Source organism: Saccharopolyspora shandongensis, from assembly GCF_900106995.1.
Taxonomy (GTDB): domain Bacteria; phylum Actinomycetota; class Actinomycetes; order Mycobacteriales; family Pseudonocardiaceae; genus Saccharopolyspora; species Saccharopolyspora shandongensis.
The window spans coordinates 17,055-43,625 of sequence record NZ_FNOK01000072.1; the positions used below are offsets into that span (position 1 = coordinate 17,055).

26 protein-coding genes are annotated in these 26,571 nt (G+C 64.4%); 6 read left to right on the forward strand and 20 right to left on the reverse strand.

Annotated features, from left to right (window positions below):
• Positions 1-28 precede the first annotated feature (28 nt).
• Together BLW84_RS41070 and BLW84_RS41075 are read left to right on the forward strand one after the other, a co-directional pair.
• Positions 29-1,084, forward strand: a complete 1,056-nt coding sequence (locus tag BLW84_RS41070; RefSeq protein ID WP_177226984.1) for an alcohol dehydrogenase catalytic domain-containing protein — start codon at positions 29-31, stop codon at positions 1,082-1,084.
• A 228-nt stretch (positions 1,085-1,312) separates the two neighbouring features.
• Complete coding sequence (locus BLW84_RS41075) at positions 1,313-2,317, forward strand: beta-ketoacyl-[acyl-carrier-protein] synthase family protein (RefSeq protein ID WP_093277320.1); 1,005 nt, start codon at positions 1,313-1,315, stop codon at positions 2,315-2,317.
• Positions 2,318-2,424: 107 nt separating this feature from the next.
• Here BLW84_RS41075 and BLW84_RS41080 read toward each other — a convergent pair whose 3' ends face one another.
• Positions 2,425-3,537 carry a hypothetical protein gene (locus BLW84_RS41080; RefSeq protein WP_143061290.1) on the reverse strand — a complete coding sequence of 371 codons (1,113 nt, stop codon included), beginning with the start codon at positions 3,535-3,537 and terminating at the stop codon, positions 2,425-2,427.
• 115 nt (positions 3,538-3,652) lie between these two features.
• Positions 3,653-5,215, reverse strand: coding sequence for an AMP-binding protein (locus BLW84_RS41085; protein ID WP_177226981.1), 1,563 nt, complete (start codon positions 5,213-5,215; stop codon positions 3,653-3,655).
• A gap of 478 nt (positions 5,216-5,693) precedes the next feature.
• Here BLW84_RS41085 and BLW84_RS41090 point away from each other — a divergent pair, with 478 nt between their 5' ends.
• Positions 5,694-6,074 (forward strand): hypothetical protein, encoded by a 381-nt coding sequence (locus BLW84_RS41090; RefSeq protein ID WP_093277324.1) that lies wholly within the window; start codon positions 5,694-5,696, stop codon positions 6,072-6,074.
• 215 nt (positions 6,075-6,289) lie between these two features.
• Here the strand turns inward: BLW84_RS41090 and BLW84_RS50580 are convergent, their stop codons facing one another.
• From BLW84_RS50580 to BLW84_RS41100, 3 genes are all read right to left on the reverse strand, one after another.
• Complete coding sequence (locus tag BLW84_RS50580) at positions 6,290-6,439, reverse strand: SDR family oxidoreductase (RefSeq protein WP_218157683.1); 150 nt, start codon at positions 6,437-6,439, stop codon at positions 6,290-6,292.
• Complete coding sequence (locus BLW84_RS41095; protein ID WP_218157684.1) at positions 6,412-7,068, reverse strand: SDR family NAD(P)-dependent oxidoreductase; 657 nt, start codon at positions 7,066-7,068, stop codon at positions 6,412-6,414. The genes BLW84_RS50580 and BLW84_RS41095 overlap by 28 nt, the downstream gene beginning before the upstream one ends.
• A 137-nt stretch (positions 7,069-7,205) precedes the next feature.
• A complete protein-coding gene (locus BLW84_RS41100; protein ID WP_093277326.1) occupies positions 7,206-7,889 on the reverse strand; it encodes a methyltransferase domain-containing protein in 684 nt (227 codons plus the stop codon).
• Between the two features lie 839 nt (positions 7,890-8,728).
• Here BLW84_RS41100 and BLW84_RS41105 point away from each other — a divergent pair.
• Entirely contained in the window at positions 8,729-9,073 is a 345-nt protein-coding gene (locus BLW84_RS41105) for a hypothetical protein (RefSeq protein ID WP_143061291.1), read from the forward strand.
• A gap of 180 nt (positions 9,074-9,253) precedes the next feature.
• Here BLW84_RS41105 and BLW84_RS41110 read toward each other — a convergent pair whose 3' ends face one another.
• Positions 9,254-9,724 carry an SsgA family sporulation/cell division regulator gene (locus tag BLW84_RS41110; RefSeq protein ID WP_245761744.1) on the reverse strand — a complete coding sequence of 157 codons (471 nt, stop codon included), beginning with the start codon at positions 9,722-9,724 and terminating at the stop codon, positions 9,254-9,256.
• A 316-nt stretch (positions 9,725-10,040) separates the two neighbouring features.
• On the opposite strand from BLW84_RS41110, the gene BLW84_RS41115 reads away from it, so the two are divergent.
• Positions 10,041-13,739 (forward strand): ATP-binding protein, encoded by a 3,699-nt coding sequence (locus tag BLW84_RS41115; protein ID WP_093277361.1) that lies wholly within the window; start codon positions 10,041-10,043, stop codon positions 13,737-13,739.
• On the opposite strand, the gene BLW84_RS41120 is transcribed toward BLW84_RS41115, so the two are convergent.
• The 14 genes from BLW84_RS41120 to BLW84_RS46895 form a co-directional block, all read right to left on the reverse strand.
• Positions 13,730-13,912, reverse strand: coding sequence for a hypothetical protein (locus tag BLW84_RS41120; protein WP_093277334.1), 183 nt, complete (start codon positions 13,910-13,912; stop codon positions 13,730-13,732). The two genes, BLW84_RS41115 and BLW84_RS41120, sit on opposite strands and share 10 nt — an antisense overlap.
• A 137-nt stretch (positions 13,913-14,049) precedes the next feature.
• Positions 14,050-14,667, reverse strand: coding sequence for a helix-turn-helix transcriptional regulator (locus BLW84_RS41125; RefSeq protein WP_093277363.1), 618 nt, complete (start codon positions 14,665-14,667; stop codon positions 14,050-14,052).
• A gap of 237 nt (positions 14,668-14,904) precedes the next feature.
• Positions 14,905-15,522, reverse strand: a complete 618-nt coding sequence (locus tag BLW84_RS41130) for a helix-turn-helix transcriptional regulator (RefSeq protein ID WP_093277336.1) — start codon at positions 15,520-15,522, stop codon at positions 14,905-14,907.
• A 94-nt stretch (positions 15,523-15,616) separates the two neighbouring features.
• Complete coding sequence (locus tag BLW84_RS41135; protein WP_093277338.1) at positions 15,617-15,811, reverse strand: hypothetical protein; 195 nt, start codon at positions 15,809-15,811, stop codon at positions 15,617-15,619.
• A 135-nt stretch (positions 15,812-15,946) separates the two neighbouring features.
• The gene (locus BLW84_RS41140) at positions 15,947-17,047 is read right to left on the reverse strand and encodes an ABC transporter ATP-binding protein (protein WP_093277340.1); all 1,101 of its coding nucleotides are present in this window, start codon (positions 17,045-17,047) and stop codon (positions 15,947-15,949) included.
• A 104-nt stretch (positions 17,048-17,151) separates the two neighbouring features.
• Positions 17,152-18,195: an alcohol dehydrogenase catalytic domain-containing protein gene (locus BLW84_RS41145; protein WP_093277342.1), complete on the reverse strand. Its 1,044-nt coding sequence runs from the start codon at positions 18,193-18,195 to the stop codon at positions 17,152-17,154.
• Positions 18,196-18,463: 268 nt separating this feature from the next.
• Positions 18,464-19,384, reverse strand: a complete 921-nt coding sequence (locus BLW84_RS41150) for a DMT family transporter (protein ID WP_245761745.1) — start codon at positions 19,382-19,384, stop codon at positions 18,464-18,466.
• A gap of 43 nt (positions 19,385-19,427) precedes the next feature.
• Positions 19,428-20,672, reverse strand: coding sequence for a 3-deoxy-7-phosphoheptulonate synthase class II (locus BLW84_RS41155; protein ID WP_093277343.1), 1,245 nt, complete (start codon positions 20,670-20,672; stop codon positions 19,428-19,430).
• A gap of 30 nt (positions 20,673-20,702) precedes the next feature.
• Positions 20,703-20,960, reverse strand: coding sequence for a chorismate mutase family protein (locus BLW84_RS41160; protein ID WP_177226982.1), 258 nt, complete (start codon positions 20,958-20,960; stop codon positions 20,703-20,705).
• A gap of 36 nt (positions 20,961-20,996) precedes the next feature.
• A complete protein-coding gene (locus BLW84_RS41165) occupies positions 20,997-22,265 on the reverse strand; it encodes a dihydrolipoamide acetyltransferase family protein (RefSeq protein ID WP_093277348.1) in 1,269 nt (422 codons plus the stop codon).
• Positions 22,249-23,253, reverse strand: a complete 1,005-nt coding sequence (locus BLW84_RS41170) for an alpha-ketoacid dehydrogenase subunit beta (protein WP_245761749.1) — start codon at positions 23,251-23,253, stop codon at positions 22,249-22,251. The genes BLW84_RS41165 and BLW84_RS41170 overlap by 17 nt, the downstream gene beginning before the upstream one ends.
• 68 nt (positions 23,254-23,321) lie before the next feature.
• A complete protein-coding gene (locus BLW84_RS41175; RefSeq protein WP_218157686.1) occupies positions 23,322-24,413 on the reverse strand; it encodes a thiamine pyrophosphate-dependent enzyme in 1,092 nt (363 codons plus the stop codon).
• Positions 24,414-24,466: 53 nt separating this feature from the next.
• Positions 24,467-25,648: a hypothetical protein gene (locus BLW84_RS41180; protein WP_245761746.1), complete on the reverse strand. Its 1,182-nt coding sequence runs from the start codon at positions 25,646-25,648 to the stop codon at positions 24,467-24,469.
• 294 nt (positions 25,649-25,942) lie between these two features.
• Complete coding sequence (locus tag BLW84_RS46895) at positions 25,943-26,158, reverse strand: hypothetical protein (protein ID WP_143061292.1); 216 nt, start codon at positions 26,156-26,158, stop codon at positions 25,943-25,945.
• A gap of 95 nt (positions 26,159-26,253) precedes the next feature.
• Between BLW84_RS46895 and BLW84_RS41185 the strand changes: the two genes are divergently transcribed.
• A partial coding sequence (locus BLW84_RS41185) for an IS110 family transposase (protein ID WP_143061293.1) occupies positions 26,254-26,571 on the forward strand: 318 nt, incomplete at its 3' end.

Here is a 26,571-nt window from a genome sequence, read left to right on the forward strand (position 1 = left end):
TAAGTTGCCACGTCCGCGGCGCGTAACCATGCAAGCCCTGACGCTTGTGGCGCACAACGAGGTCGCGTTGGCAGAACGGCCGGTACCGGAACCAGGTCCGCGCGATGCGGTAGTGCGAACCACCGCATCGATGATGTGCGCGAGCGACGTACACAATCTAAGCGGAGCAATGGCTGTGCCGGTGGGCCGCGTCCTTGGGCACGAAAGTGTGGGGATCGTGAGCCGCGTTGGGGACGCAGTGACACGAGTACGCGAAGGCGAACGGGTGGCGGTTACCTCAGTCACGCCGTGCGGGTGCTGTGATTTCTGCCAGAGCGGGGCGCCACAGCAGTGCGGCGGTGGGGTTGGTGGCTATAAGTTCACCACACAACAGGACGGAAGTCTGGCTGAATACTTCGTCGTGCCAGATGCCGATTTCAACGTCGCCAGGATCCCCGACGAGCTGACCGACGAGCAGGCGTTGTACGCGACCGACTCCATGAGCACGGGGCTCGCCGCAGCCGAACAAGCCAACATCCCTCTCGGCGGTACCGTTGCGGTGTTCGCTCAGGGCGCGGTCGGTCTCTCCGTCACGGCAGGAGCCCGCTTGCTCGGCGCCGGCACAGTCATAACCACTGCGACTCGCCCACTCAATGCCCGGCTGTCCGCACAGTTCGGCAGCGATCTAGTCATCAACCCGCGCCACGAGGATGCGATCAACAAGATCCGGGACGTCGTCGGCCAGCACGGGGTCGATTGCGCCATCGAGGCACTCGGCACCCACGAGACCTTCGAGCAGGCCGTTCGCGCAACGAAAGCCGGCGGCACGGTGGTCAATGCCGGCTACCACGGCTGGCAGGCCACCGGGCCGCTGCCGATTCCACTGGTGTCCTTCGGCTTCGGCATGGGTGGCAAGACCATCCGAGCGATGCTCTGCCCTGGCGGCTCCGAGCGTCTTCAGCGGTTGTTCCGGCTCATGGTCAACAAGCGCATCGACCCCACACCGATGACGACGCACCGTTTCGGCTTCGGAGACGCGGCGAAAGCTTTCGACCTCCTCGCTTCACGCGCTGACGGAATTATCAAGCCGCTCATCACGTACTGAGTGCCTGTCGGCGAATGCCGTCCGCGCCTTTGGAAGCGGCGCAGCCGCTTGCATCCACCTTGCCAAGATGACCATCGGCGGGTTCTGAGAGGTTTCCTGGCGAGGACGGCCCCTCCGCCGTGTATTTGGACATACATAAGGAGGGGCACCCACAGTCCAGGGAACCTCTCAGGTTCCGCTAAGCGACCACCCACCCAGACCATTACCCAACAGTCTCTGAGGGACGGCATGACACAGACTGCAGGCATTCTCGGCGCTGGCTATTCGGTCCCGAACGGGGTCCGACGCAACGACGACCCGGCATATGCTTCGCTGAATCAGAACCGCAATGCCCAGGGCGTGATCGAGGCGGCCGTCTTCCGCGGCCTCGATCGCCGCCGAGTGCTCGCCAAGGGCGAACGCATTGAAGACCATGTCGTCAAAGCCGCCGATCTCGCGCTGGGCAAAGCAGGGCTCGAGCCCGCCGACATCGACCGGTTGTACGGCTACATTACCGTGCCGGAATACCTCACCCCTAACAGCCTGTACCACGTGCACCACCTGCTTGGGCTTCCCTCTGAAGTCGTGGTCGTACCGATCAACAGCGAGTACAGCAACTTCCTGCTCGGCGTCGTGCACGCAGCCGAGGCGGTAGAAGCCGGCCGGGCCCGCAACTCGCTGGTCGCCTGCGGCGCCAACTGGACCGGACACATGGACTACACCAAAGGCCACGCGGTCAGCATCGGCGACGCGGCCGGTGCGGCGGTGGTCGGTCCTTCCGATCGATTCGTGGTCCTTGACCACTTGACGCAGACCGCAAGCAGCCAATACCACGGCCTGACTATGACCATGAGAACGTTGCACCTCAACGGACTCACGCTGCTCCCCGTCGATCCGGTCACCGGGCTGCCGACCCCGACCTACGACATGACGCAGACCGGGATCGAGGATCTCGGCGGGCTGGTCAAGGACGCCGTTGCAGTAGTGGCACTGGACCTGCTCAAACGCAATGACGTGGACCCGAACCAGGTAACCCTGATGACCCACCAGGGTTCCCGGATCCTGATGGACCACTGGAATGAGCGCATCAAACCCCGGGAATACCTGGACACCCTCGCAGAGCACGGCAATATGACCGTGGCCACCTACCCGGTCAATCTTGCGTACTACCTCGACGAGATCACCACCGAGTACACGCTGATCGTGGCAGTCGCATGCGGTCTACATGTGACAGCGTTGCTGCTGCGCAACTGAGCTACTGCCTCGTCCGGCAACGTGTGTGGTGAGTGGGGCGCAGCAATGTGTCCCACTCTCCCAACGAACGCGAGTTTCCCCTGCGCCGGTCTGTTTCCCGGCGCTGCTTACCTCGGCTCCCCGCAGGCGTGCAGGCTGCCGCCCGCGCTGGGCAGGAGTGTCCCAAGCGGATGCAGCCCCACGGCCTGCAGATCCAGCCCAGCCCGTTCGGCGACTGTCCGCGCCGTGGAAAGAATCCGGGACTCGGCCGGATCCTCCACGCATATCAGCAATCGCCCAGATCGTCCGTGCAGTTCTGGGCAACCGGCTCGCAGCACTTGCACCACATAGGCCAACCGGACCAGCTCGGAGTAACTGGTGACCTGTTCGGTCGGAGCGATGCGGCGCCAGACCGGATCGACGTCGGCTAGGAACCGCAGTGCCTGTTGGGGCGTGGTTCCTGGCGACCGGCCGCGGGCAATGTCCGCAATATCGGCCAGCCCCTCGACGACGACAGCGTGCAGGCCCTCGGCGAGACAGCGCCGCACCACCAGCTCGTGGACCTGGGCGTTGCGCTGACGCACCAAATCCTGCCAGTAGTGCCACAATTCCGGTGCCAGCATCGGCGTACCCCGCTCGTCCAGCAAGGCGGCCAAGTAGTGCAGGTGGGGTATGTCCCAGTCCATTGTGGGAGGCACTCGTATCGCCGCCCACCGCGCCAACGCTCCCGCGAGTCCGGCCAGTGCCGCTGAGGTCGTGGTCTCATAGGCGGAGAGCTCCGCTTGGGCCCGCAGAGTGTGCAGAGTGCGCACCTCCTCGGGTTGCGGCGCCCGCGTCAATTCCACCGCTCCCGCCTCTCCCACCGCCCACAACGCTCCGGTCCCCCACAGACACAGTCCCGAGGACAGCACCACCTCGTCGACCGCGACCTGACGCGCACGCAAATGCGACAGCCCGGCCGCACGCACCCAGTGCCGGTCATCCTCCTCGCCAAGTGCCACGAACCAGCTGCCGCCCGCTGGTGACCGCTCCTCCACCGCTGCTTCGCCCAGCGCCACATCCTGCGCGCCAAGCAAGCTCAGCAGGTGCTCCAACCCGCGCCGCGCACGCCTCAACGACTTGGACTCCGGTGCCCTGGAATGCAAGGTGAACCGATCGGTCAATCGCACCTTCCCCACCGCGGTCTCGCACCACGGCACCGGAACACCCATCGTCAGCGAAGAAGGATCGAGTCGCAGCATGCGAACCTTTCTGGTGAGAAGGACTCGGGGAGAACGAAAGGCGTCTGACATCACCACCGAGCCGGGATGCCATCGCGTGTCGTCCCTGAAAGAACGTGCGCTACCAACACAGGGCTTACAAAACATGCTTGGCCCGCTTGAAAAATTCGGTCCCGCCCGGGCGGATCAGAGGATGACACCGGCGAACGGATTCCTCGATGTCCTGCGGGTAGTAGTTGTCGCCCCGGATGGTGATCAGTTCCTTGAGTCGACCGGTGACGAACAATTCCCCGTTGTGCAGGAAGCCGAGATCACCCGTCCGCAGATACTCGCGGGGGTCGCCGTCGGACACGCGAGCGCGAAAAGTCTCACGGGTCTCGTCCGCCAAGCCCCAGTACCCGAGGGCTTTGGTGGGCGAGTCGACCCAGATCTCCCCCACCTGCCCTGGATCACATGGCTTGTGGGTGTCGGGATCGACGATGCGGACGCGGGCATCTTCCTTGGTGACCCAACCACTGCCATAAAGACCGACCACATCCCGCGCGGACCCGGCCTCCACCGGCCGCACGCGGCCCTTCTCCAGCTCCCGCTTGTCCACCCACATCGGTCCACCGCTGCCCACGCTCAGGCTCAATGTGTGCTCGGCCATGCCGTAACCGGGGTGGAACACCGCAGGCTTCAGACCGCGCAGTATGAAAGCGTTCCAGAACCGCTCCATGGTCTGTGGCAGCACCATTTCGCCTGAGGAACCGAGAATTCGCACGGCGCTGAGGTCCCATTCGGCGCGCTGCTCCAAGGTCGTCTTGCGGACCATCAGGTCGTAGGCGAAGTTCGGCGCCGACGTGTGCGTGGCGCGTATCCGGGACATGACGTCGAACCACACCGAGGGCCGCTGCAGAAAGCTCAGGGGCGACATCACGTAGGTCCGCCCGGAGTGCCCCACGATGGTGTTCAGCAAGAAGCTGATCAATCCGAGGTCGTGGAAGTGCGGTACCCAGGTGACCGCGACCGTGTCGTCGCCGAGCCCCAGGTCCGCAGCCAGGAACAGCAACTCGTGGTAGATGTTGCGATGGCTGACGATCACGCCTTTCTGGAAGTCCGTCGAGCCGGACGTGTACTGTAGGAATGCAGGCTCATCGGGATCTGCGTGGGCGTACCAACGCCGCAGGTCGACCACGTCCACCTCGCCACCATCGCGTGAATCGGTGGCCAGCCAAGGAATCTCGGGTAGTTCGGGCGCCTCGGACGGGAGCGGGCGCGCTCTTATCGCAGCCTCGATCGCCCCCTGGTAGGCATCGTGGGTCAGCACCACACGCGCACCGGAGCTGACCGCAATGGCCGCCAAAGCCCCGGTGTCGGTCGCGAGCCTGCACGGATTCGGCGCGGCGACCGGAACTGGGATCACGCCGCAGGCAAGACATCCAAGGAACGCGCTGACGAAATCCAGGGAAGGCAGGTAGACCAGCAGGGCCCGGTCGCCACGCCGGACGTCCCGTTCTGCCAGCAGAGACATGACCCGGTGCGCGTCCTGGGCCAGGCGATGCACTGTCATCGACTCGACATCGCGGCCCTCGTCGTCGACGAAGACGAAAAGCTCGCGGTGCATGTCGCGCTCGTGAAGATCGGCGAACGCCGACAGAATCGTGCCTGCACCGGGGCTCGCGACCGGGCGCGGATCCGGCTCGACGTCCGATTGCACAACGAGCCTCCCTGTCTGCGGTCGCGGCACGCGAACCACTTGATCTGGCAGCCAACAGACCAGACAGCACCGAGCGGACGGCCTTGCACCGGACCGGCCGAATCCGACCCGGACGCTGAAAACGTAGGAACCCCGGTGCGGTGGCCGAAAGGGCGCCATCCTCGAAGTTGCCTGATCGACCCTCGTTTCCTGCCCATCCATCCGCCCAACGGCGTGAGGCAAGATGTGCGCAAGCGAGTGCTACTTGTATTCGCCATAGCACACTGAGCCGGCAGCAACCAAGGTGCTCACGGACCGTGCAGCGCGCCCTCGAGAATGTCTGACGGCGGATTCGCAAGGGAATATGTTCATGCCCGCACGGGCAGATCTGTTCGCACCCTGTTGCAGAGCCGAGTCTCTCCGACATAGCTTCACAACGCAATTTCCATGCGACCGCAGCAATAGTGATTCGGCGCAGAGACACCTGAAACGGAGAAATATGCCCTTCGCGAACACCCTCAAGCGAGCAAGTTCTTCCGCCATCACTGTCGGTGTCCTGGCATCGGCCACCATGCTGGCTGCCACGACGCCCGCCTCAGCCGCCACCGGTCAGCTTACCGTGTGCTCGCGGGGCGACTACGCGTCCTACGTGGAGTTTCCTGCGCGAGGCGGTATGACCACGAATATCGTGCACCGTGGCCAGTGCCAGAAGTTCACTGGCTTTGGGTCCAGTACCGCCGTCGAGTCGATCAACGTTTACGGCATCCACAGCCCGTCCACGTTCTGGGTCCAGAGCGGCAAGTTCCGTCCGAGCCGAGGCGGAAACGTCATCACGTACGGTTCCTCGGCCCACGCATGGGCGTCGATGCCGCAGATCTGACCAATAGTCTCAACCAACCCTGAGACCGGCGCGAAGATCTCCGCTCGGTGAAATCCGCCAAGTCCTGCCCTGTCGGTAAATCACGCTGACGAATCAGACTGCCGCTGCGCGATTCGGTCGCGCAGCGGCAGTCTGTTTCCAGGTTTCAAGCTCAGCACCGGATAATGCGTTGGTGACCCACACCTTGGTGGGGTTGTAATGACCTTGTCGCCTGCTCAGATCTGCATTAGCACGCCGGAATCAACGACCCATTCCGCGCCTGTAACTTGGCTTGCCAATGGGGAGACAAGGTAGGCAATCACGCGAGCGACGTCCTCGGGTTCACTGACTCGTTTCGTCAGTTGCGGGCGAACTGAAGTGGCCATGTAGTCGACGATGTCAGCAAATTCGATCCCGCGAAACTTCGCCACTTTCTCCCCGAAACCGCCGGGGCGGTCATAGCCGTCCTGGTCAGTCCAGGAGTGACCACGTTTGATCTGACTCCATTGCCGGTGAACTCGGCAGCCAAGGTTTTTGACAGGGACAACAGCGTCAGCTTGGCCGCCGCGTAGTCGGGATTCAGCATTGTGCCTAAATGGGCAGAAGAGCTGGAGATATTGACGATCGCACTGTCGCCAGATTCAAGGAGTGCCGGCAGTGCGGCTTTGCTCATGCGCCGCGCAGCATGGAAGTTCAAGTCGAACATGTCGAGCCATTGTTCCTCGGTGATGTCGAGGAAACCGCTTCGAAGATCCAACCCACCCGCGTTGTTGACCAATCCATCGAGGCGGCCGTGGCGTTCCAGCACTGTCTCGACGATGCGATCACCTGCTTGCGGGTCGGTCACATCGGCGATGACGTGATCGATCTGTTCATCCGGGTCGCTAGGCCCCAGATTGCGGCTCACGCCAACTACGGTGGCTCCTTCCGCTGCGAGCAGCTCGGCAGTTGCCCGCCCGATGCCGACGGACGCCCCGGTGACGAGTATCACTCGATCCTTCAGTTCAAGGTCCATTTGCCTGCTCTCAAGATGTGACGAGATAAGAACGTGGTAGATGGTTCAGCGAGAACTGATTCGGCACCGACCTGATACTCACGCGGCCGCAGTGCCTCCGTGATCAGATATCAGCTGGGTCGACATGCTGGTCTCCCTCATGCAGGAAATCGCGGGTTGGGCAGATCTGTCGCTGGAGGTCGCTGCCCCCAGGCTGCGACGCTCGCGATGCACAGATCATCGAACGAGGAGCTCTCGACCTGGTCGGCAAACTCCGCGAGCTCGGCTGCGGTGATCCCGAAGTATGTATTCAGGTCGGCCGCGATGTGCTCGGCAGTCAGCCGCCACGCACGGCCCATCGGGGTGGCTCCAACACCGTGGCTCGAGGCATGGACACCGGTGTTGACCAGCCCGTTCGCGCGCAACTGGGCTGGGAACGCTCTCGACCATTCGTAGTCGCTTCCCATTCGCTTGGTGGCGATCGACAGCACCGCCTGACTGACCTTGCGGTACAACGCATTCGGCGATGAGTCGAACGGGAACGGTCCGGTGTCCCCCAGGAGGAGCCAGCCACCTGGGGCCAGCGAGCGGACCACCTTGGCGAGCACGGCGTCACGGTCGGCGATGTGCTCGAACACAAACCTGGAACAAATCAGATTGAAGGCGCCCTCGGGGAAATCATCGACAGTCACATCATGCGCCATAATCTCCAAATTTGAGGGACGCCCTTCGTCTGAAATCAGGCTGGTGTCGAGATCGGTGGCAACGACACGGCCGCGAGGACATTGGGTGGCCAGCCAGTTTGCAACTGTACCGACGCCAGCTCCGATCTCCAGTTCCAGTCGGGCTGGATACCGAGCCTCCCGAGCCGGTGGATGGTGTCAGAGTCAAACGCCGCCGCCAACGCAGTCAACCGTTCCGCCTCCGCGGCATGGCCGTGCGTGAAGAGAACCTGCCCGTAAGGAATCGCACTCGAGACCATACCAATACCTTTCTACGATTCAACCAACCAAAGAGAGACCAACTTTTCGGACTCCCGAATTCTCGGCCGGTGCCCGCCCTCTATGACAATTGGCCAGTTGCTGTAGGGAAATGGTCCGACTACTTACCATCAGTCGCAGGCGGCTCGGCGGACGAGGGGAAAGTCCAGGAAGGTTTGCCCGTTTGACTCGAGCCGTGTCCGTGTTCGAGTTGGATCACGCCTAGCAAGTTGTCAGCCCGGAAGCGTTGAGACCATGCGGGGAGAAAACTTCCGCTCGCAGACGATCAACCTGGCGGAGCAACCCGCCGATCAACTCCCCGGGAAGCACGCCGCCGACGACGGCACGCGACTCCACAGCGTCTCAACACCGTCCCAGAATCCCCACCAGCCAATGGAAACCCGCCAACGTACGCCATCGCAGGGCAGTACCCCGTGCGCCCGGGAACTCGGCCCGGCACTGGGGACGAGTGCAATCTTGGTGAGTCGTGCGGGCAACGCTCAACTCAAGTCGTGGCCAGTGCTAGGCCGGGGCCGGTAGCTTTGTGCTGCGGGCACAGGGATCGACCACTTCGGGAACGAGATGCTCCGCCACCCTCTCCGGTCCAGGCGGCGCGTCGCCCGGCCGTTCGCTGTCGACGCACAAATTCGTAATCGCGCGCCACGGAGTATTTGCCCCTGACGCACGCAAGGGAGAACGACATGTCTGCCATGGACCCGGGCGTCATCGCCCCCGAATCCCCGCAGAGCTTCAGCAGCGCCCTCGACCAGGTGCTCTTCCACATGGGCTCGGCCCTGAACGACGAGCAGGCGAACAAGGTGGCCGGCTACCTGGAAGGCGGAAAGGCGTTGCCCGCGGCGGAAGCGCTGGCGTCCATCGCTGCGGCCAAGCGGCGAATGGTTTCGCGTGAAGACCGCAACATCCTTCGGACAGTCATCGAAACCTACAACGGCGATCTCACCCACATCAGCAGCCTGGAGTCGCAAGCTGTCACCGATGCCCCGACGGTCACGATCAAAGCCCCCCGTTTACTCGGTCTGGCTTGATCCGGCCAACCGTGCACGATGCACGGTGCCACCAAGCACAAATGAATCTCCGTGCGAGGGGGCAGGAATTGCTGTCCCCCTCGACAAGTGCGCGAATCACTCTGCGGTACGCACCACGAATGCGCCGTGCGGCGTCGATCCTTGCCGACACCGCACGGCGCGAGTGTGAATACCGGTCGGTTACAGGTCGTTTGGGAGCAGCCGGTTCAACGCCTCGTCGACACTCATCCACCGGTGTTCGTCGCCGGGTTCGACGATGTCATAGGTGTCGTTCAAGAATTGTGCCAGCTTCTCAGCCGGCGTTTCGAAGGTGGCCTGTCCCGATGGCGAGCGCAACGTGATCAAGAGGAGTTCGGGCTTGTCCGGACAAGGGCCGATGCGCATGTCACCTTCCCCGCTGTCGGCGACCAGCCCGTCGGCGAGTAGGTCACGGGCAACCTCCCAGCGAACCTGGTGGCTCTGCCCCGCGTTGAAGATCACGGCCACCGCGTACGGGTCGCGGGTTTCGTACCGCAGTTCCACCCGAACCGGTGCGCTCACCCCTGGCAGGGCAGCCAGGCTGAAGACCGTGGCGAAGCGGATGATCGTCCGGTGGTTCTTGGCCATCATGCTGCACTCCTTCAAGCTTGACTCCCACTCGAAATGCAGCATGGCCAACCTGGATTCACTTCTTCTTCACGACATCTTCAGACTCCGGCGGGCACCTGGACTGCTCCGTTCGGCAGGCGCTCAACCAGGCCAACGGGAGGCCTGAGCCCAGCCGTCGCCCCGAAGAAGATCCGTTTTGACCGATTGATCGATCGAGACGATCCAGTACCGGAAAACGGAACCCGATGGTAACCCCTGACGCGTGTACAAACAGGCAATCCTTCGGGCAATGAGCCGCCTCGGGCACAATTCGGTACACGAAGGTGCACTATTGCGGAGAGAGACGCTATCTTTTGCGACCGTGGAAATAGGGGTGGCGATGCCCGCAGGCGCGAACGGACCGCTTCAGGTCACGTTGCTTGGACCGTTGCGTGTTTGGCTCGGACAGGACGAGATCTCGCTTGGTCCGCCACGCCAACGAGCCGTGTTCGCGGTGCTGGCGCTGCAGTGCAACCACGTCGTGCCCCGGCACGAAATCATCAACGCCCTTTGGGGGGATCGCCCGCCGGCCAGCGCCGAAGGCAGCGTCTACACCTACATTTCGGGACTGCGCCGCAGCCTGGAACCGCAGCGCTCCCACCGGTCCAACGACGGCGTCCTGATCTCGCATTCCGCCGGTTACACGCTCCGGCTGCCGACGGAGAACCTGGACGTCAAGGTGTTCGACCGGTTGCGCGAGCAGGGGCGGCAGCAGCTCACCTCCGGCGACCACGAGGGCGCGGTCGAGTCCCTGGACGCCGCATTGGGCTTGTGGCAAGGGGAGGCTCTCGCTGGTATTCCGGGACCGTTCGCCCAGCTGCAGCGCGAACGACTCGCTGAGTTACGGCTCATGACCATCGAACACCGCTCGACAGCAATGCTCGCGCACGGCAGCCACGTCGAGCTGGCGGCCGAACTTGCCGGCCTGGTCCGCGAATTCCCGTTGCGTGAGTCCCTGCGCGCGCTGCTGATGACCGCCTTGTACCGCAGTGGCAGACCGGCGGAGGCGTTAGAGATCTTCCGCGAGGCCCGCCGGGCGTTGGTTGAAGAGCTCGGCATCGAACCCGGGCCTGAGCTGAGGCGAGTGCATGAACAGATCCTGGCCAACGATCCTGACTTGAGCCCGACACCGGTGCGGAAATCGCTGGTTCGCCACGCCACGCCGCTCTCGATCGTTCCCGCCTACGTCAACCGGGCACTGCAGCAAAGCGACAAGAGGCGTTACGTCGGACGCCTGGCTGAAAGCAGGCGCCTGCAGGAACTGGTCGCGGAAGTGCTGGCCGGCCGCGGCCGTTCGGTGTGGATCGAGGGCGAACCCGGTATCGGCAAGTCGGAGCTGCTCACGGTCGCCCTCGCCGATGCCGGCCGTCTCGGCTGCCAACTCGCCTGGGCGGTCGCCGACGAACTGAGTCAGCGGTTCCCGCTGCAGGTCATGGCGGAATGCCTTGGCATCGACACGAAAGCACCCGACCCGCGACGGGCGAAGCTGGCCGCCACCCTGCATGGTGAGCGCTCCACGGAGCCGGTGGATCAGCTCCTGGAGCTCGTCGACGAGCTGTGTGCCATCTCGCCGCTGATCCTGGTCATCGACGACCTGCAGTGGGCGGACGAAGCCAGCGTGCTGGTGTGGCACCGGCTTTGCGCGGCAACGCGCCAGTTGCCGTTGCTGCTCGTGGCCGCGACACGCCCGGCACCCGACAGGGTTGAGCTGCGGCAGCTGCGCCGCGCCGTCGAGTCGCGCGACGGTGAAGTCTTCCTCCTCGAACCGCTGACCGATCTGGAGACCATCCAGCTGCTTCGCGAGATCGTCGGGGCCAAACCAGGGCCAGTGCTGCGGGAAATTGCGGGGCGCGCGGCGGGAAACCCGCTGTATGTGCAGGAAATCACCGGCACACTGCTGCGCTCTGAGGCAGTAGCGATCACCAATGGCACCGCAGACGTTCCCGCCTCGTCGATCTCGCAAGCCCCTCGGTCTTTGGTCGCCGCGATCGGCAAACGACTGGAGTTCCTCTCCTCGCCAACCCGGGAAGTGCTTCGCTGGGGCGCCCTGCTCGGCTTGGAGTTCTCCTGCACGGAAGTCGCCGCCGCTATGGGTAGACAAGCGTTCGAGCTGCTGGACGCCTTCGAAGAGGCCGTCTCCGCCGACGTTCTGGTCGATGCCGAAGTCCAGATGGCATTCCGCCACCCGTTGCTGCGCCAGGCGCTCTACGACGGAATCCCGAAGGCCGCCCGGGGCGCACTGCACCGGCAGGCGGCGGAAAAACTGGCTGAGGTCGGCGCACGGGTCGAGCAGGTCGCCGAGCATCTTCTCGCAGCATCGACCGCCAACGACCGCTGGGTACTGGAATGGCTGGCGGAGCATCACGTCGCGGTGTCCAACCGTGCCCCGCTGATCGCCATCGACCTTTTCTCACGCGCGCTCGAAAACTGCCCGGTCGGTGACCCGAACCGGGAAGTGCTGCTCGCCGCGCTCGTGAAGGTAATGTTCCGGGCGGGACGCGACACGGAAAACAAAGCACGCCAGGCCCTCGCGATCGCCACCGACCCGTACCGGTCGGCGGAGATGCGACAGCTGCTGGTCGCGACGCTGTACCGCAAGGGCGAGTTGGCCGCTGCTCTCGACACGCTGGGCAACGCGGCCGACGATCCAGCAGTACCGGAGATCTGGCGCAGTAGGCACAGGTCGCTGGCAGCGAACTTCCAGCGCGGCGACCTCAGCGATCTCGACGCCACTCAGAAAAGCGCCGACAATGCCTACGCGCAGGCAGTAACCACCGGCGAGCCCTACCCCATCGCGCACGCATTGCAGACCATGTGGCTGGTCGAGTCGGTGCAGCGGGATCACGTACGCGCGCTCGAACACGTCGACAAGGCGCTCGAAGTGGTCGGGAATGATCCCGAATTCTCCGAGTTCCGCTTCGACCTGCTCGACAACCGCACGTTCACGCTGCAGAACCTGGATCGCCTCGACGAGGCGGAAACGACGATGCTCGAGGCTCGCCAGATCGCGGCCCAGCACCTTCCGTCCAGTGGCCTCCAAGTTGCCGAGGCGGTCCACTACTTCTGGGTAGGCCGCTGGGACGACGCCATGCTCCAGTTGCAGACCTTGACCGAGGACGGCCCTGCGATCTCCTTCTACGGATTGCGCGAGCCCGGCCCAGCGGCGCTGCTTTCGCACGGCGTCAGCGCGTTGATCGCCGGGCAGCGGGAAGACGGCAAGACAGCCGCCCGCCATCTGGACGCTGCCGAGGAGTACGCGCCATCCAGCGGCGCGGAGCGCGAGAATGTTGACTTCTTGCTGATCGCCCGGGCGTTGGCGGCCGAACAACGCGGCGAGCCGGAGAAGTCACTGTCGATTATGGACCCGATCCTGAATCCCGGATTCGCCCCGCTGATGCTGCGCCACCAGTGGTTGCCGATCATGGTCCGGTTGGCGGTCGAACTCGGCGACCTCGATCTGGCGAACCAGGCGTTGGCCGTGTGCCGGGACGAAGCCGCCAAGGAAACCCGGCCGGCCCGGGCATTCGCCGCAGCGGCCCGTTGCGAGGGACTCATCGCTGGTGACCCCGAACCGGTCATGGCGGCGGGGCGGCACTACCGGGAAGTGGGGCGCGTGGTCGAACTGGCCGGGGCTTTGGAGGATGCTGCTTTACTTCTGGCGCAACGGAATCTGCTCAAGGACGCGCAGTGCGCACTCGACGAGGCGATCCAGCACTTCGCCGGGCTGTCCGCCCGCTGGGACATCCGCCGCGCCGAGTCACGACTCCGCGGGTTCGGGATCCGCCCGAGTCCGGACATCTCGGTCGTCCATCCCGCCGAGGGCTGGGAGGCGCTGTCCCGCGATGAGGTCCGGATCGCGATTCTCGTGGCCGAGGGCCGCTCCAACCCGGACATCGCGGCCGAACTGGGCCTGCCGAGACGCGTGGTGCAAAGTCACGTTGCCCGCATCCTGGGAAAGCTCAACGCGCATTCCCGAGTCGCCATCGTCGACGAGGTCCGCAGGCGCGAATCGGAGAGTCTGCAGGCCGATCACGCGTAATCGCTCGGGTCGACATCCAGCAGCAGATCGCGGACCGCGGACCGCAATCGTTCGCTCTGCAAGGGAGTGAGGACCGCAGCGGTGCCGTCCGGTGCGGTCAGCACCAGCTGGCGGCCGGTGAATGTGAGGGTGAGTTCGCGGTCGTGGCCTTGCTCGTCACTGCAGGGCAGCACACGGCGAGTCGTTCTCGCCGCAAGGGTGTCCCTAGTGGACCTCGAGTTCTTCTGCGCCATGGCGTTGCGGCGCTTGCGGTTTTCGGCGCCTACCGCGGCGGGGGCGCAACCGGCCGTTGTCCTGATCCGTACACCCATCAGATCGCTCCGGCTCTCATCGCAAAAGCCACCGCGTGCGGCCGGTTACGCAGGTTCAGGCGATTGGTCACCCCGTAGATGACGTTCTTCACCGTCCGCTCCGAATAGCACAGCTTCTCCGCGATCTCCACGGTGTCCAACCCATCGGCCATCAACCGCAGCACATCAACCTCACGGCTGGTCAGCCCGGACGCGTTCAAACCCCGCGGCGTCAGCACTTCACGCTGCAGATGATCGACCTGCTTGAGCAACTCACCCAGCAGATCCGGCGGCATCACAGCACCACCCCTGGCCGCGGCCACCACGCTGTTGATCAGCCTCGTCCCGGTCGCGGCGATTCGCGGCAGCACCGCCACCACACGGGCCTCCACCGCACGTAGGACATCGGACGGATCGAGCTCGTTGGCCACCAGCACACGAGGCACCGACACCTGCTGTGCCGACAGGCGCAGATCAGCCAGCACCTGGGCACTCACGCGGTCCGCGGCGAACACGACCACATCGGCGTCGGCCGGACTCGGCACGACGAACAACTCCGCCCGCGGCTTCAGACAACTCACCAACCCGGCCAGGGTGATCGGGTCTGCTGCCTGCACGGCCACTCGCACTCGGTCCATCAGGATCTCCCACACGCTCCGTGACTACGCTCCGTGACGCTGTGACCTCAGTGTGCAGAACCCATCTTCACAAAATCTCTACACCATCTAAAGATCGCATCCATGGTGAACATCGAGGTCCTTCCCCTGTGCTATGCCGTTGGGAGTTTTCGAATTTCGGCGCCCGACCCTGTGGAGCGCGACGCAGCCGACCTACGCCCAGACTTTGCACGCTCACCGCCCCGTTGCCGGGCGCGGTCAGATCACCCCGGCTCGCATCGCAAAAGCCACCGCGTGTGGCCGGTTGCGGAGGTTGAGCCGACCGGTCACGCCGTAGATGACATTCTTGACGGTCCGCTCGGAATAGCACAGCTTCTGCGCGATCTCCGCGGTGTCCATTCCATCGGCCATCAACCGCAGGACGTCGACCTCCCGGGTGGTCAGCCCGGAAGAGTTCAATCCGCGGGGCGTCAGCACTTCCCGGCGCAGGTAGTCGATCTTCTTGAGCAACTCGCCCAGCAGATCGGGCGGCATCATGCCCCCGCCGTTGGCCGCGGCGACTACGCTGTTGATCAGCCTCGTCCCGGTCGCGGCCGTTCGCGGCAGCACAGCCACCACACGGGATTCGACCACGCTGAGCACGTCGGCGGGGTTGAGCTCGTTGGTCACCAGCACTCTGGGCACGGAGACCTCTTGCGCCGACTGCCGCAGGTCGGCCAGGACCTGGGTGTTGACCCGATCCGCGACGAATACGATCACGTCGGCCTCAGCGTGGTTCGGCTCTATGACCAGCTCCGGCCGTGACGTCAGGCAGCTGGTGAGGCCGGCCAGGGTGATGGGGTCTGCTGCCTGCACGGCCACTCGCACTCGGTCCATCGGGACTCCCACACGTTGAGTGATGATGTGATCTCAGTGTGCGAAGCCCGTCTTCACGAATTCTCTATGTCGCCTCTATGCGAGAGAGCCCTGGTCAGGACTCTTGCGCGACCAACCGGCAACGGTTCCACTCGTCCAGCAGGAGGTCGATCCAGATGACGTGGAGTTGAGCCGCCTGGTCGTCCCCCGACGCACGGCACCGCAGGATGTACTCGCGAGTATCCGCCATCTCAGACTCCAGCTGCCGCAGCACGTGCTCAACATCCTCAGGCAGATCGATCGTCGCCAACGAACTCCTCCTCGATCCGACGTTTACGGACCAACCATGCCTGAATATCGACGCGGTAGCCGATCCGGCAACCAGAACTGACCTTTCGACTAGTGCACTCTGCCTGGTAACGCACCGCCGGCGACGAAACGCGCCTCATGGAGAGCCGCTCAACCGCTGCGTCGTGTTCGGGTCGAACACGTGGACCTCGGCGGTATCGCGCACTGCGACCCGGATCCGCTCACCGATGTAGGGCGGGGTCCGGCCATCCACGCGGACGACAATGCGCTGCTCCGACCCAGCGACAACGCAGTGCACATAGGCGTCCGAGCCCAGCTCTTCAACCAGTCGCACGATGAGTTCAAAACCCTCCTCGTCCGCCCCGACCAGCCGCAACGACTCCGGCCGCACCCCGAAGGTCACCTCCGCCAACTGCTTGGCGGAGGCATCCGAAAGCACCTCCCGGGGCAACGCGATGGTCAGTCCGCCGATCACGACACCGGCCGCGTCCAACGGCAGGTCCAGCAGGTTCATTGCGGGCGAGCCGATGAAACCCGCGACGAACGAGTTCGCTGGAGCCTCGTACAACTCCCGAGGGCTGGCGCACTGCTGCAGCACACCGTCGGCGAGCACCGCCACCCGGTCCCCCATCGTCATCGCCTCGACCTGATCGTGCGTCACGTAGATCGTCGTCGTCCCCAGGCGCTGTTGCAGCGACGCGATGTTCGCCCGCGTCTCCACCCGAAGCTTGGCATCCAAATTGGACAGCGGCTCGTCCATCAGGAATACGCTCGGCTCCCGCACGATCGCACGGCCCATGGCGACCCGCTGCCGCTGCCCACCGGAGAGCGCCTTGGGCTTGCGGTCCAGGTACTTGGTGAGATCCAGCATCGCCGCGGCTTCGGCGACCTTCTCCTTGATCTGGGATCCGGGCATGCGTCGAAGCTTCAGCGCGAAACCCATGTTCTCCGCGACAGTCATGTGCGGGTACAGGGCGTAGGACTGGAAAACCATCGCGATGTCGCGGTCCTTCGGCGGTAGGTTGCTCACCGCCCGGTGGCCGATGCGGATCTCTCCTTCGTCGACTTCTTCCAGGCCGGCCACCATGCGCAGGGCGGTGGACTTGCCCGATCCTGACGGGCCGACCAGGACCAGGAATTCACCATCGGAGATGAAGAGATCGAGCCGATCGACGGCGCGCACCTGCGAAGCACCGCCGTAGACCCGCGATGCCTCCACGTAGGCGACTTCTGCCATGCCGTTTCCTCCATGTCTTGCTGGGACTGGATCTGGTTCCGAAGGCGTTGCTCAGCTCGGACGGCTCGGCCGGTGCCGACGATCACGGTCACGAGCACGTTGGATTACTGACCACGCCCGCCGAGGTCGATGGACCGCTCGGGATCGAGCGCCTCGAAGTCCGGCAGCACCTGGACCTTCAACTCGGCTCCGCTGCGGGTCAGTTTCAAAGCTTCGTCGAAGCTCGCAAGCGGCAAGGCGTGAGTCAGCAACGGATCGGTTCGGATCGATCCTGATGCGATCAGTTCGAGCGCGACGCCGAAGCTGTTGAGCACGGCCATCGAGCGATTCAGCTCGGCTTGCAGATCGTAGAGCGGAACTCGCGCCAACTGGATACGCCCGCTCGCGTGGGGCGTCCCGAACACGAGCAGCCGGCCATCGGTGTGTATCGCGTCGAACGCACCCTCCATCGCCTCCGGATCACCGGTGCAGTCGATCGCAACATCGAACTTCTCACCGCCGACCTGGGCGATGTCCGTGGCAACCGCAAACGCGCCGAGGTCCATCGCGAGATCCAGCAGCCCCGGGTCGCGGTCAACGAGGGTTACCTTGACACCGCTGAGTCGCTGCACCTGCAGCAAGAGCAGCCCAGTCGCGTTCGCTCCCACGACCAGTGCACGCTGCCCAGCGACGACGCCGAACCTGCGCACGGCCCTGAGTGCACGCGAGGCCGGTTCGACCATCGCTGCCTGCGCCCAGGTCATCGAGTCCGGCATCCGGTAGCAGTTGGCGGCGGGCACAGCGACGTATTCCGCGAACGCACCGTTCACCGTCTCACCGATAGCACCGCGCTGCTCACACTCCATCATGTAATCCGAACAGCACGCCGCGCACTGCCCGCAGGGCAGGATCGGATCGACCGTCACACGATCCCCGACCCGCCACTTCCTCGCCGCGCCTGGCCCCAATGCAACGATCTCGCCGCTGAACTCATGCCCCGGCACGATCGGATACGGCACGGAAGCAAGCTCGCCGTCGGCGATAAGCACGTCTAGCCCGCAGACCCCGCACGCACGGACCCGGACAACCACCTGCCCCAAGCCCGGTTCCGGATCAGGCGCCTCACCCACACCGATCACCCCCGGCCAGCTGATGACGGCAGCCCGCATCGGCAACGCACCCTCCTCAACACCGTTGTCGCCCCACCCCGGAATTGCGCTCAATTGAGCACCAACGTGGCCCAACACCCAACAAGACCGCAGGACATTCAAAGACCAGATACGCCCCCAAGCCAAACCATGAGAAAGATCCAGGACCCTACATCCCCGCCACCCTGCCCATTCGCGCATCGACGAAGAGAGCTTGCGCGCGCTCCTGAGCGACCTCATGTGCGAGCCGGTCCGGACAGAGTCAGCGGTGCTGACCAGTTCAAGCCGATCAGTCGGTGACAGCGGAAGTGGGGTCGACACGCCTCCGCCTCATCCGGGACACCGCGACACCGAGCAGCGACAGCGCGCCGCCCCCTAGCGCGACCGGCGTCGGCACCTCGCTGAGCAGGAGCCAGGACAACAACACGACCAGCACCGGAACCACGTAGGTGGTGGCGCCCAGCTTTCCGGCCGTTGTCCGGGACAGCGCGTACGCCCAGGTGTGGAACGCCAGCGCGGTCGGCAACAGACCCAGGTAGACCATTGCGAGTGTGGAGCTCATCGGTGCCGTGCTCAGTTCGGTGGTAAGCGAGCCCGCGAAGGGCAGGCACGCCAGGGCGCCGACGGCGCAAGAAAATGCCGTAACTTGCAGCGCAGAAGCATGCTTCAGCGCTGGTTTCTGCGCCACGACCCCGATTGCGTTCCCGGCCGCCGCCACCAGGCAGAGCAGGGCGCCCTGCGTCGTAGCGTGTCCGTTTCCGTTGGACAGCCCCACTACCGCGGTCCCGACGAACGCAACCGCGAGGCCGATCAGCAGCCGGGTTGGAAAGCCCTCCTTGAGCAGCCAGCCGCCCAGCAGCGCCACCAGGATCGGACCCGTTCCCGTGATCAACGCCGCTGTTCCGGCGTCGGTGTATCGCTCGCCCCAGTTCAGTGCCACGGTGTACAGCGCGAACCAGAAGACGCCCGCGCCGATGATGCCCGGCCACGCCGCCCGCGGTGGCAGTCCTTCGCCGCGCACCATCAGGACCACGCCCAGTGCGAGCAAGCCGACCAGCAGCCGCCCCAGCGCCAGCGAACCCGGTGTGAAATCCTCTCCCGCGTAACGAATTCCCACAAAAGCCGAGGCCCACAGCAGCACCGTGATCGTGATCGCAACGGTCGCTTTTCGGTCGTTCTTGCGACTTTCGGACAATATCTCTTCCGTCACCGAAGACCACCCTGTTCGGCCTGCGCGACTCCAGTGACAGAAATCAGGAGACAGCCGCCCCCTCCGCGGCCCTCGCCAGATAGCCCACCGCGACGGCGAGCTCGAGTGCTTGGTCGCGGTTCAGGCGCGGGTCGCACGCCGTCTCGTAACACCGGCTGAGACTTTCCATGGTCACCGCGGGATTCCCACCTACGCACTCGGTGACAGCCTCACCGGTGAGCTCCAAGTGCAGGCCGCCCGGATGGGTGCCGAGCGCGCGGTGCACTTCGAAGAAGCCCGCAATCTCGTCGAGTACGTCGTCGAAGCGACGGGTCTTGTAGCCGCTCGGCGAGGAGAAAGTGTTTCCATGCATGGGATCGCACACCCACGCCACCGAGCCCGCACTCGCCGTGACCTTCTCAACGAGCGGCGGCAGCACATCGCGGATCTTCCCTGCTCCCATTCGAGTGATCAGGGTGAGTCGGCCCGGTTTGCGGTCCGGGTCCAGCCTGTCGATCAACGTCAATACGTCGGCCGGGTCGGCGGTCGGGCCAAGCTTCACGCCGATGGGATTGCAAATCCCAGCGGCGAACTCCACGTGCGCACCGTCGAGTTTCCTGGTCCGCTCCCCGATCCAAAGCATGTGTCCCGATGTGCCGAACCGCCGATCCGTCAGGGAGTCGGTGCGACTGAGGCCTATTTCGTATGGAAGCAGCAGCGCCTCGTGGCTGGTGAAGAACTCCTCGCGGACCAGCGCGACGTTGCCGGTCAGCTCCCGAAGCTGCACCAGGGTGTCAGCAGCTGTCCGGTATGCCTGCAGGAGTCTCCTCGGGTCCGGCGTCCGGGCCTCGGCTGTGAAGTCCGTCCCGTTCACGGCGTCACCCCGGTAACTCGGCAGCACCGTCCCGTCCTTGGTTTCCGTTGCCGAGGACCGGGGCTTTCCGTACTGCCCCGCGATGCGGCCAACGGTCACCACGGGCAAATTCATATTGGCCGCGAGGATCTCCGCCATCTGGTGGAGTATGCGCACCTTCCCCTCGACGGTCTCCGGAGTGGCACCCGCGAAGGTCTCCGCGCAATCCCCTCCTTGGAGGAGGAATGCCTCGCCAGCGGCCACCGACCCGAGTCTCGCCAGTAGCCGATCACACTCTCGGGGCGAGACGAGTTGCGGCTGCGCGGCGAGTTCACCCACCACGTCCCGCAGTGCACACGGATCCGGCCAATCTGGTTGTTGTGCTGCAGCCGGATCGAGCAGGGCGGGCGGATCGAGCAGGGCGGGCGGATCGAGCAGGGCATGCGATCTGTTCATTTCAACCTTCAGCCACAGTAGAGGTGCGTGTCAGCCCCAGCAGATCCGCAACAGTGCGGCAGCGAGTGCACTACCGGCGTCGCCGAACGGGACGTGGTAGTTGTTGGTGATCTCGGCCTCCCGGACGGGTTCGACCCGCGGCCCGCCCACGTCGGTGGGAGTGCGCTGCACCTGCCGGGATATTTCCTTGCAAGTACGGATCAAATCGATGATGCTCTGGTCGATGCCGTCGATGCGCCGACGAAGCTGTAACACGTCAAAACCGCCGTCAACGGTCTCCCCTGGCATGGAGATGAGAGACCTGATCATTCCTCCTCCGTGGACTCATAGGAGCTTGAGCGGCTGTTCTACCCGGTCAGCGACATGGCGGAGAAAGCCTGATGCGACCTCGCCATCGCAGACTCGGTGGTCGAACGTCAACGAGAGCTGCACGACCTTGCGCACCGCCAATTCGCCTTCGTGCACCCAGGGCTTGGCCACGATGCGGCCGACGCCGAGCATCGCGGCCTCCGGGTGGTTGATGATCGGCGTGGAGCCATCGACTCCATAGCCGCCGTAGTTGTTCAACGTGATGGTTCCACCGGTAAGCTCAGAAAGAGCGAGTGTCCCGGCACGGGCGGCCTGGGTGAGCCGCGCGATCTCGACGGACAAATCGGCAGTGGTCATCTTGTGGGCGTCGTGCACCACGGGCACGAACAAGCCCTTCTCGGTTTGGGCCGCAAAACCCAGATTGACAGCTGAAAAGCGGACAATCTCTTGACGTTCGACGTCCACCGTGGAATTCAGCTCAGGATACTGGCACGCGGCAGCGACGCAAATGCGTGCCAGGAACGCGAGCAGACTGATTCGGTTCGCCTCAGCGCCTGCGTTGAGTACGTCCCGTGCCGCGAGCAGCTCGGTGGCGTCGACATCCATCCAACACGTGACGTCCGGAATTTCGCGTCGACTGCGGGAGAGCTTGTCGGCAACCGCCTTGCGCATGCCACGAATCGGAACCCGCTCACCTCCTCGCCGGTCGGCGGAATCCACCTGGGAGGCTGCGGTGATGGCACGTTTGACGTCGGCGCGCGTGATCACACCGTCGGCGCCGGTGCCTTGGACCGCGCGCAGATCAAGCCCGTTGTCCCTCGCGAGGCGGCGCACCAGTGGCGAAACGACGGCGACCGGCGTGGTCACCAGCGCCGACGAGCCGGAATCCCGGCTGGGGGCAGGCTGAGCACAAAGACTTGTGGTCCTCGGGACGGGCACCGCCCCCGCCCGAACCCGACCGCGCCGGCGAACGGGTGCGCTGCTGACGCCGGAGCCGACAAGCACCTTGGCCGAATCGTCGGAGCACTCGAGTTCGGTCGCGGCGACCGCAACGGTCACCAGGACGCTGCCCACGGGGAGGACGTCACCCACGTCTCCGACACGACTGTCGACCGTTCCTTGATACGGGCACGGCAGCTCGACCGTGGCTTTCGCCGTCTCCACCTCGACCACCGGCTGGTCCGCGCGCACGCGATCGCCGACATCCACCAGCCAGCGAACGATTTCCGCCTCAGTGAGGCCCTCACCGATGTCGGGGAGCAGGAATTCAAAGACCTGCGACATGCACCTCTCCCCTTCGGATATCCGTCTCCCATTGGAGGCGGGCCACTGCATCGAGAATCCGGTCCACCGACGGAAGGTGACGGCCCTCCAGCATCGGCGGCGGGTACGGGATGTCCAACCCTGCGACACGGAGGATGGGCGCCTCCAGGTGGTGGAAACAGCGTTCGGTGATCCGCGCCGCAATCTCCGCACCCGCACCCGCGAAGCCCGCCGACTCGTGCACCACGACCGCGCGTCCCGTTCGCCGCACCGCGGCGCAAACCGTCTCGTCGTCGAAGGGCACCAAGGATCGCAAGTCGACGACTTCGAGCTGCCATCCCTCCTCAACTGCCGCCTCGGCCGCCGCCATGCACAAGGGCAGGCTCGGGCCGTAGGTGATCAGCGTCGCCGAAGTCCCACTGCGACGCACTGCCGCGACACCGGCAGGATCCACCTGTTCGGAAGAATCCGACGACCATTGGTCTTTCGACCAGTACAGCCGCTTGGGTTCCAAGAAGACCACCGGATCATCAGAGGCTATCGACTGCCGTAGAAGACCGTAGGCGTCGGCGTGGGTAGCCGGGCAGACCAAGTGCAACCCGGGTGTGTGCATGTAGTAAGCCTCGGAGGAATCGCTGTGGTGCTCAACCGCGCCGATCCCGCCCCCGTAGGGAATGCGGATGGTCAGCGGCAGCGTCATGCGGCCCTGCGTCCGGTTCCGCATGCGCGCAACGTGGCTGACCAGTTGCTCGAAAGCCGGGTAGGCGAAGGAATCGAACTGCATTTCAACGACCGGGCGCAGTCCGTTCATCGCCATGCCCACTGCCGTTCCCAAGATGCCCGCCTCCGCGAGGGGCGTGTCCGCACACCGGTCACTGCCGAATTCGGCGGCCAATCCGTCAGTGATCCGGAAAACCCCGCCGAGAGCGCCCACATCCTCGCCCATGATGTGGACTGTAGGGTCGTCGCGCAGAGCGTCTCGCAGGGCGGCGTTGAGCGCTTGAGCCATCGTCGTCGAACGCTGCCCCGGACTCGCTCCGGCCGGCGCCGAGAATGTGACAGTGGTCGCGCCGTTCGTCATTGCTGTTCGTTCCCTTCGGCCTGCCTCTCGGCGCGCAGCTCGGCGCGCAACATCGCTTCCTGCTCACGCAGTTGCGGTGTTTTCTCTGCGTAGACGTGGGAGAACAGCGTCATGGGGTCCGGGCTCGGCGCGTGGTTGTAGCGCTTCCGCAGGTTCGCTGCGAATTCTTCAGCCGACCGGGCTACCTGCTCGACGGCGTCATCGTCGAGCACCCCCATTCCGCGCAAGGACCGCTCCAGGACGAGAACTGGATCACGCCGCCGCCACTGCTCGACCTCCGAAAGGTCGCGATAGCGGCTGTCGTCATCAGAGTTCGTGTGCGGATCGAGACGGTAGGTGACCGCCTCCACGAGGGTGGGGCCTCCGCCGTCTCGAGCCCGCGACACCGCCTCATCGAGGACCTGGTGAACGGCCAGCACGTCGTTGCCGTCGACCAGACGTCCCGGCACACCGAAGCCGACCGCCTTGTCGGCGAGTGACAGCGCGGCGGTTTGCTTGGCCAGCGGAACCGAGATGGCGAATCCGTTGTTCTGAACGAGGAAAACTACCGGAGCCTTCCACACGGCAGCGAAGTTCACCGCCTCGTGGAAGTCGCCCTCGCTCGTACCGCCATCACCCACCATGGCGAGAACGACTGTGTCTTCACCCTTCAGCCGCGCAGCGCGGGCGAAGCCGACAGCGTGCGGGAGTTGCGTGGCGAGCGGGGTGCTCAACGGCGCGACCCGGTGCTCGTACGGGTCGTAGCCGTGGTGCCAGTCGCCGCGCATCACCGTCAACGCCTCAACCGGGTCCACACCGCGCACGATGGCGGCAAGCGTGTCCCGGTAGGTGGGAAAAAGCCAATCCTGTGTCGACAACACCGCGGCGGCCGCAACTTCACATGCTTCTTGTCCGGTGGTCGCCGGGTAGACGGCGAGTCTGCCCTGCTTGGCTAGCGCGGTCGCCTGCAGGTTGTAGCGACGGCCGGTGAAAACCTCCTGGAACAAGGCGCGGAGCAAGTCGACGTCGTACTCGGCGGCTGCGGGGGTTCCCAGGACACGCAACGGTTCGCGTTCCGGCAGCAGCGAACGGGGATCGCTGCGCGGCACGTCCAACGGCTCACGCACTGCGCCTGGCGGGCAGCTGTCGTGGGTGAGGAGCGTCACGACATGCTCCCGACGTTTTCGGTGTCCTCCAGCGGGAGCCTTGGCCGAACGAGGGGGGCCGCCGGATCGCTCGGCCGGTTCTTTCCCAAGGATTCGTGTGCCGCCACGAACTCGTTGCTGCACTGCGCGGCTGCGCAACCGATCTCCCCGCCGAGCATCACCGCAGCCATGATCTCCGCTAGTTTCCGGGCCTTCCCGGCGCCGTAGCAGCCCACCATGGACAACGTTGCCCGGAAGGCGGGCAGCCCGGTTCCGCCACCGACGGTTCCCACAATGAGAGTGGGCAGGGTGATTGACACCTCCAGGTCACCAGAACGTAAGAACTGGCAGTCCACCACGCCTTGCGAGCATTCGCCGAGATAAGCCATGTCCTGCCCGAACGCCTGGAACAACGCGGCCATGCCGTTGACGGCATGGATGTTCAGCGACGGGCTCCCGTGTAGGGCCAGGACGTTCTTGTAATTCCGGATGTAGCTCGCCAGCTGATCCAGCCCGACTCGGGTCATTCGACGCACCACGTCCTCCTTCAGGACGGTGCGAGCGATGACCTTCTTCCCTTTTTGACGCGCGGGGATGTTCTTCTTGTCCTCCGGATACGGCACGAATTCTTCGCGCACGAGGCCGCTGTTCCGCTTGACGTAGTCGGACACCAGGCTGACGGCCTTGCTGCCCATGTTGCTCCCCATCGCGTCACCGGTGGTGAACTGGAGCGACAAGATCACGGAGGTTCCCGCGCAGTCGTACGAGACAGCGGTGACGTTCAGGTGACCACTGCTGCGATTCGCTATGTCCCGAATAGCCTCTTCATGGTCGCGGCACCACTCTATCAGTCGCGCCGACTCGTCGAGGGAATTCGTGGTCAACTGGGTGGCGCGCAAGAAGTAGTCTTCATACACCATGGTCTCGCAGCCGCCCGACAGATTCATCACCTTCGCGCCGCGGGAGTAGGACGCGAGCAAGGTCCCCTCGAGAGTGGCCATGGGGACGGCGAAAGTCCCCCGTGCCTCGCCACCTCGGATGTCCACCGGACCGCACAGCCCGAGCGGAATGGGGACCGCGCCCACGAAGTTCTCGATATTGCCCTGCACCTCCGATTCCGCGAGATCGGACTTCAGCGGCTCGTAGGACTCCTCGGTCCCGTCGAGCAACAACTTGATCAAAGCGATGCGCTCGTCCAAGCTGTGCCGGGAGACAACTGTGTTCGACAAGCAGATCCCCTCGCATAGTGCTATGTTTCAATAAAATTAACCGGGCCACGACGCAGTAGACCCGAGAACTCAGCCCGCAACAGCTCGCCGGCCCGAGTCAACCCTGGGCGCTGTTCTCCCAGCGGTGGCGCTTCAAGGACTTTTCGAAGTGAAGCCTTGCGACTCGACTTCGGCGACAGCTGGAAGAGTACAGCTGAGAATTTCGCGTGCACAAGAGCGGCGTTAAGCAGGACTCGTACCGAGTCATAGATTCACCCGATCAGACTATCCGGTAATCGAAACCTCGATTTCTTCCACAAGGTCCGCGACCACAGGACCACCGAAAAAGTCAAACACGCTCCGAAGATTTGCACGCTTTACCCTGGCAAAATTGCCCATTTCTACCAAGCGAGTCGGTTGCGCATCATCACTGTGCCCCGCCTCCGGCACACGTTTCGAGAATGCAAATCTCTGCAGAATTCGTGCCCGATGGATCGTCATCCCCGGTACTTTCGGGCAAAAGGTCAGGCCCGGGAACAACGATGGGTGACGCCCAGGATCGTTGGCGCGGCCACGTTGCGCCGGCCGCTGGGTGGATGAGCAGCGATTTCGGTGTGTTCCTCGGCCTGGACGTAGGGAAAGGCGAGCATCACGCAGTGGGCGTGGCTCCGGACGGCAGGCGGCTGCATGACGGCCCATTGCCCAACAGCGAACCTAAACTGCGAGCGCTGTTCGACAAACTCGCCGGGCATGGGCCGCTGCTCGTGGTGGTCGATCAACCCGCCACGATCGGCGCGTTGCCGGTCGCGGTCGCTCGGGCTTGCGGGCACCAAGTGGCCTATCTGCCCGGTTTGGCTATGCGGCGGATCGCCGACCTCTATCCAGGCCGCGCAAAGACCGACGCCCGGGATGCG

Bases quoted from the DNA above. Each gene is read 5' to 3' on its own strand.
- BLW84_RS41070 (WP_177226984.1), top strand. From the start codon at position 29: ATGCAAGCCCTGACGCTTGTGGCGCACAACGAGGTCGCGTTGGCAGAA.
- BLW84_RS41075 (WP_093277320.1), top strand. From the start codon at position 1,313: ATGACACAGACTGCAGGCATTCTCGGCGCTGGCTATTCGGTCCCGAAC.
- BLW84_RS41080 (WP_143061290.1), bottom strand. From the start codon at position 3,537: ATGCTGCGACTCGATCCTTCTTCGCTGACGATGGGTGTTCCGGTGCCG.
- BLW84_RS41090 (WP_093277324.1), top strand. From the start codon at position 5,694: ATGCCCTTCGCGAACACCCTCAAGCGAGCAAGTTCTTCCGCCATCACT.
- BLW84_RS50580 (WP_218157683.1), bottom strand. From the start codon at position 6,439: ATGGCCACTTCAGTTCGCCCGCAACTGACGAAACGAGTCAGTGAACCC.
- BLW84_RS41095 (WP_218157684.1), bottom strand. From the start codon at position 7,068: ATGGACCTTGAACTGAAGGATCGAGTGATACTCGTCACCGGGGCGTCC.
- BLW84_RS41105 (WP_143061291.1), top strand. From the start codon at position 8,729: ATGTCTGCCATGGACCCGGGCGTCATCGCCCCCGAATCCCCGCAGAGC.
- BLW84_RS41110 (WP_245761744.1), bottom strand. From the start codon at position 9,724: ATGCTGCATTTCGAGTGGGAGTCAAGCTTGAAGGAGTGCAGCATGATG.
- BLW84_RS41115 (WP_093277361.1), top strand. From the start codon at position 10,041: ATGCCCGCAGGCGCGAACGGACCGCTTCAGGTCACGTTGCTTGGACCG.
- BLW84_RS41125 (WP_093277363.1), bottom strand. From the start codon at position 14,667: ATGGACCGAGTGCGAGTGGCCGTGCAGGCAGCAGACCCGATCACCCTG.
- BLW84_RS41130 (WP_093277336.1), bottom strand. From the start codon at position 15,522: ATGGACCGAGTGCGAGTGGCCGTGCAGGCAGCAGACCCCATCACCCTG.
- BLW84_RS41140 (WP_093277340.1), bottom strand. From the start codon at position 17,047: ATGGCAGAAGTCGCCTACGTGGAGGCATCGCGGGTCTACGGCGGTGCT.
- BLW84_RS41145 (WP_093277342.1), bottom strand. From the start codon at position 18,195: ATGCGGGCTGCCGTCATCAGCTGGCCGGGGGTGATCGGTGTGGGTGAG.
- BLW84_RS41155 (WP_093277343.1), bottom strand. From the start codon at position 20,672: ATGAACAGATCGCATGCCCTGCTCGATCCGCCCGCCCTGCTCGATCCG.
- BLW84_RS41160 (WP_177226982.1), bottom strand. From the start codon at position 20,960: ATGCCAGGGGAGACCGTTGACGGCGGTTTTGACGTGTTACAGCTTCGT.
- BLW84_RS41165 (WP_093277348.1), bottom strand. From the start codon at position 22,265: ATGTCGCAGGTCTTTGAATTCCTGCTCCCCGACATCGGTGAGGGCCTC.
- BLW84_RS41170 (WP_245761749.1), bottom strand. From the start codon at position 23,253: ATGGCTCAAGCGCTCAACGCCGCCCTGCGAGACGCTCTGCGCGACGAC.
- BLW84_RS46895 (WP_143061292.1), bottom strand. From the start codon at position 26,158: ATGACGATCCATCGGGCACGAATTCTGCAGAGATTTGCATTCTCGAAA.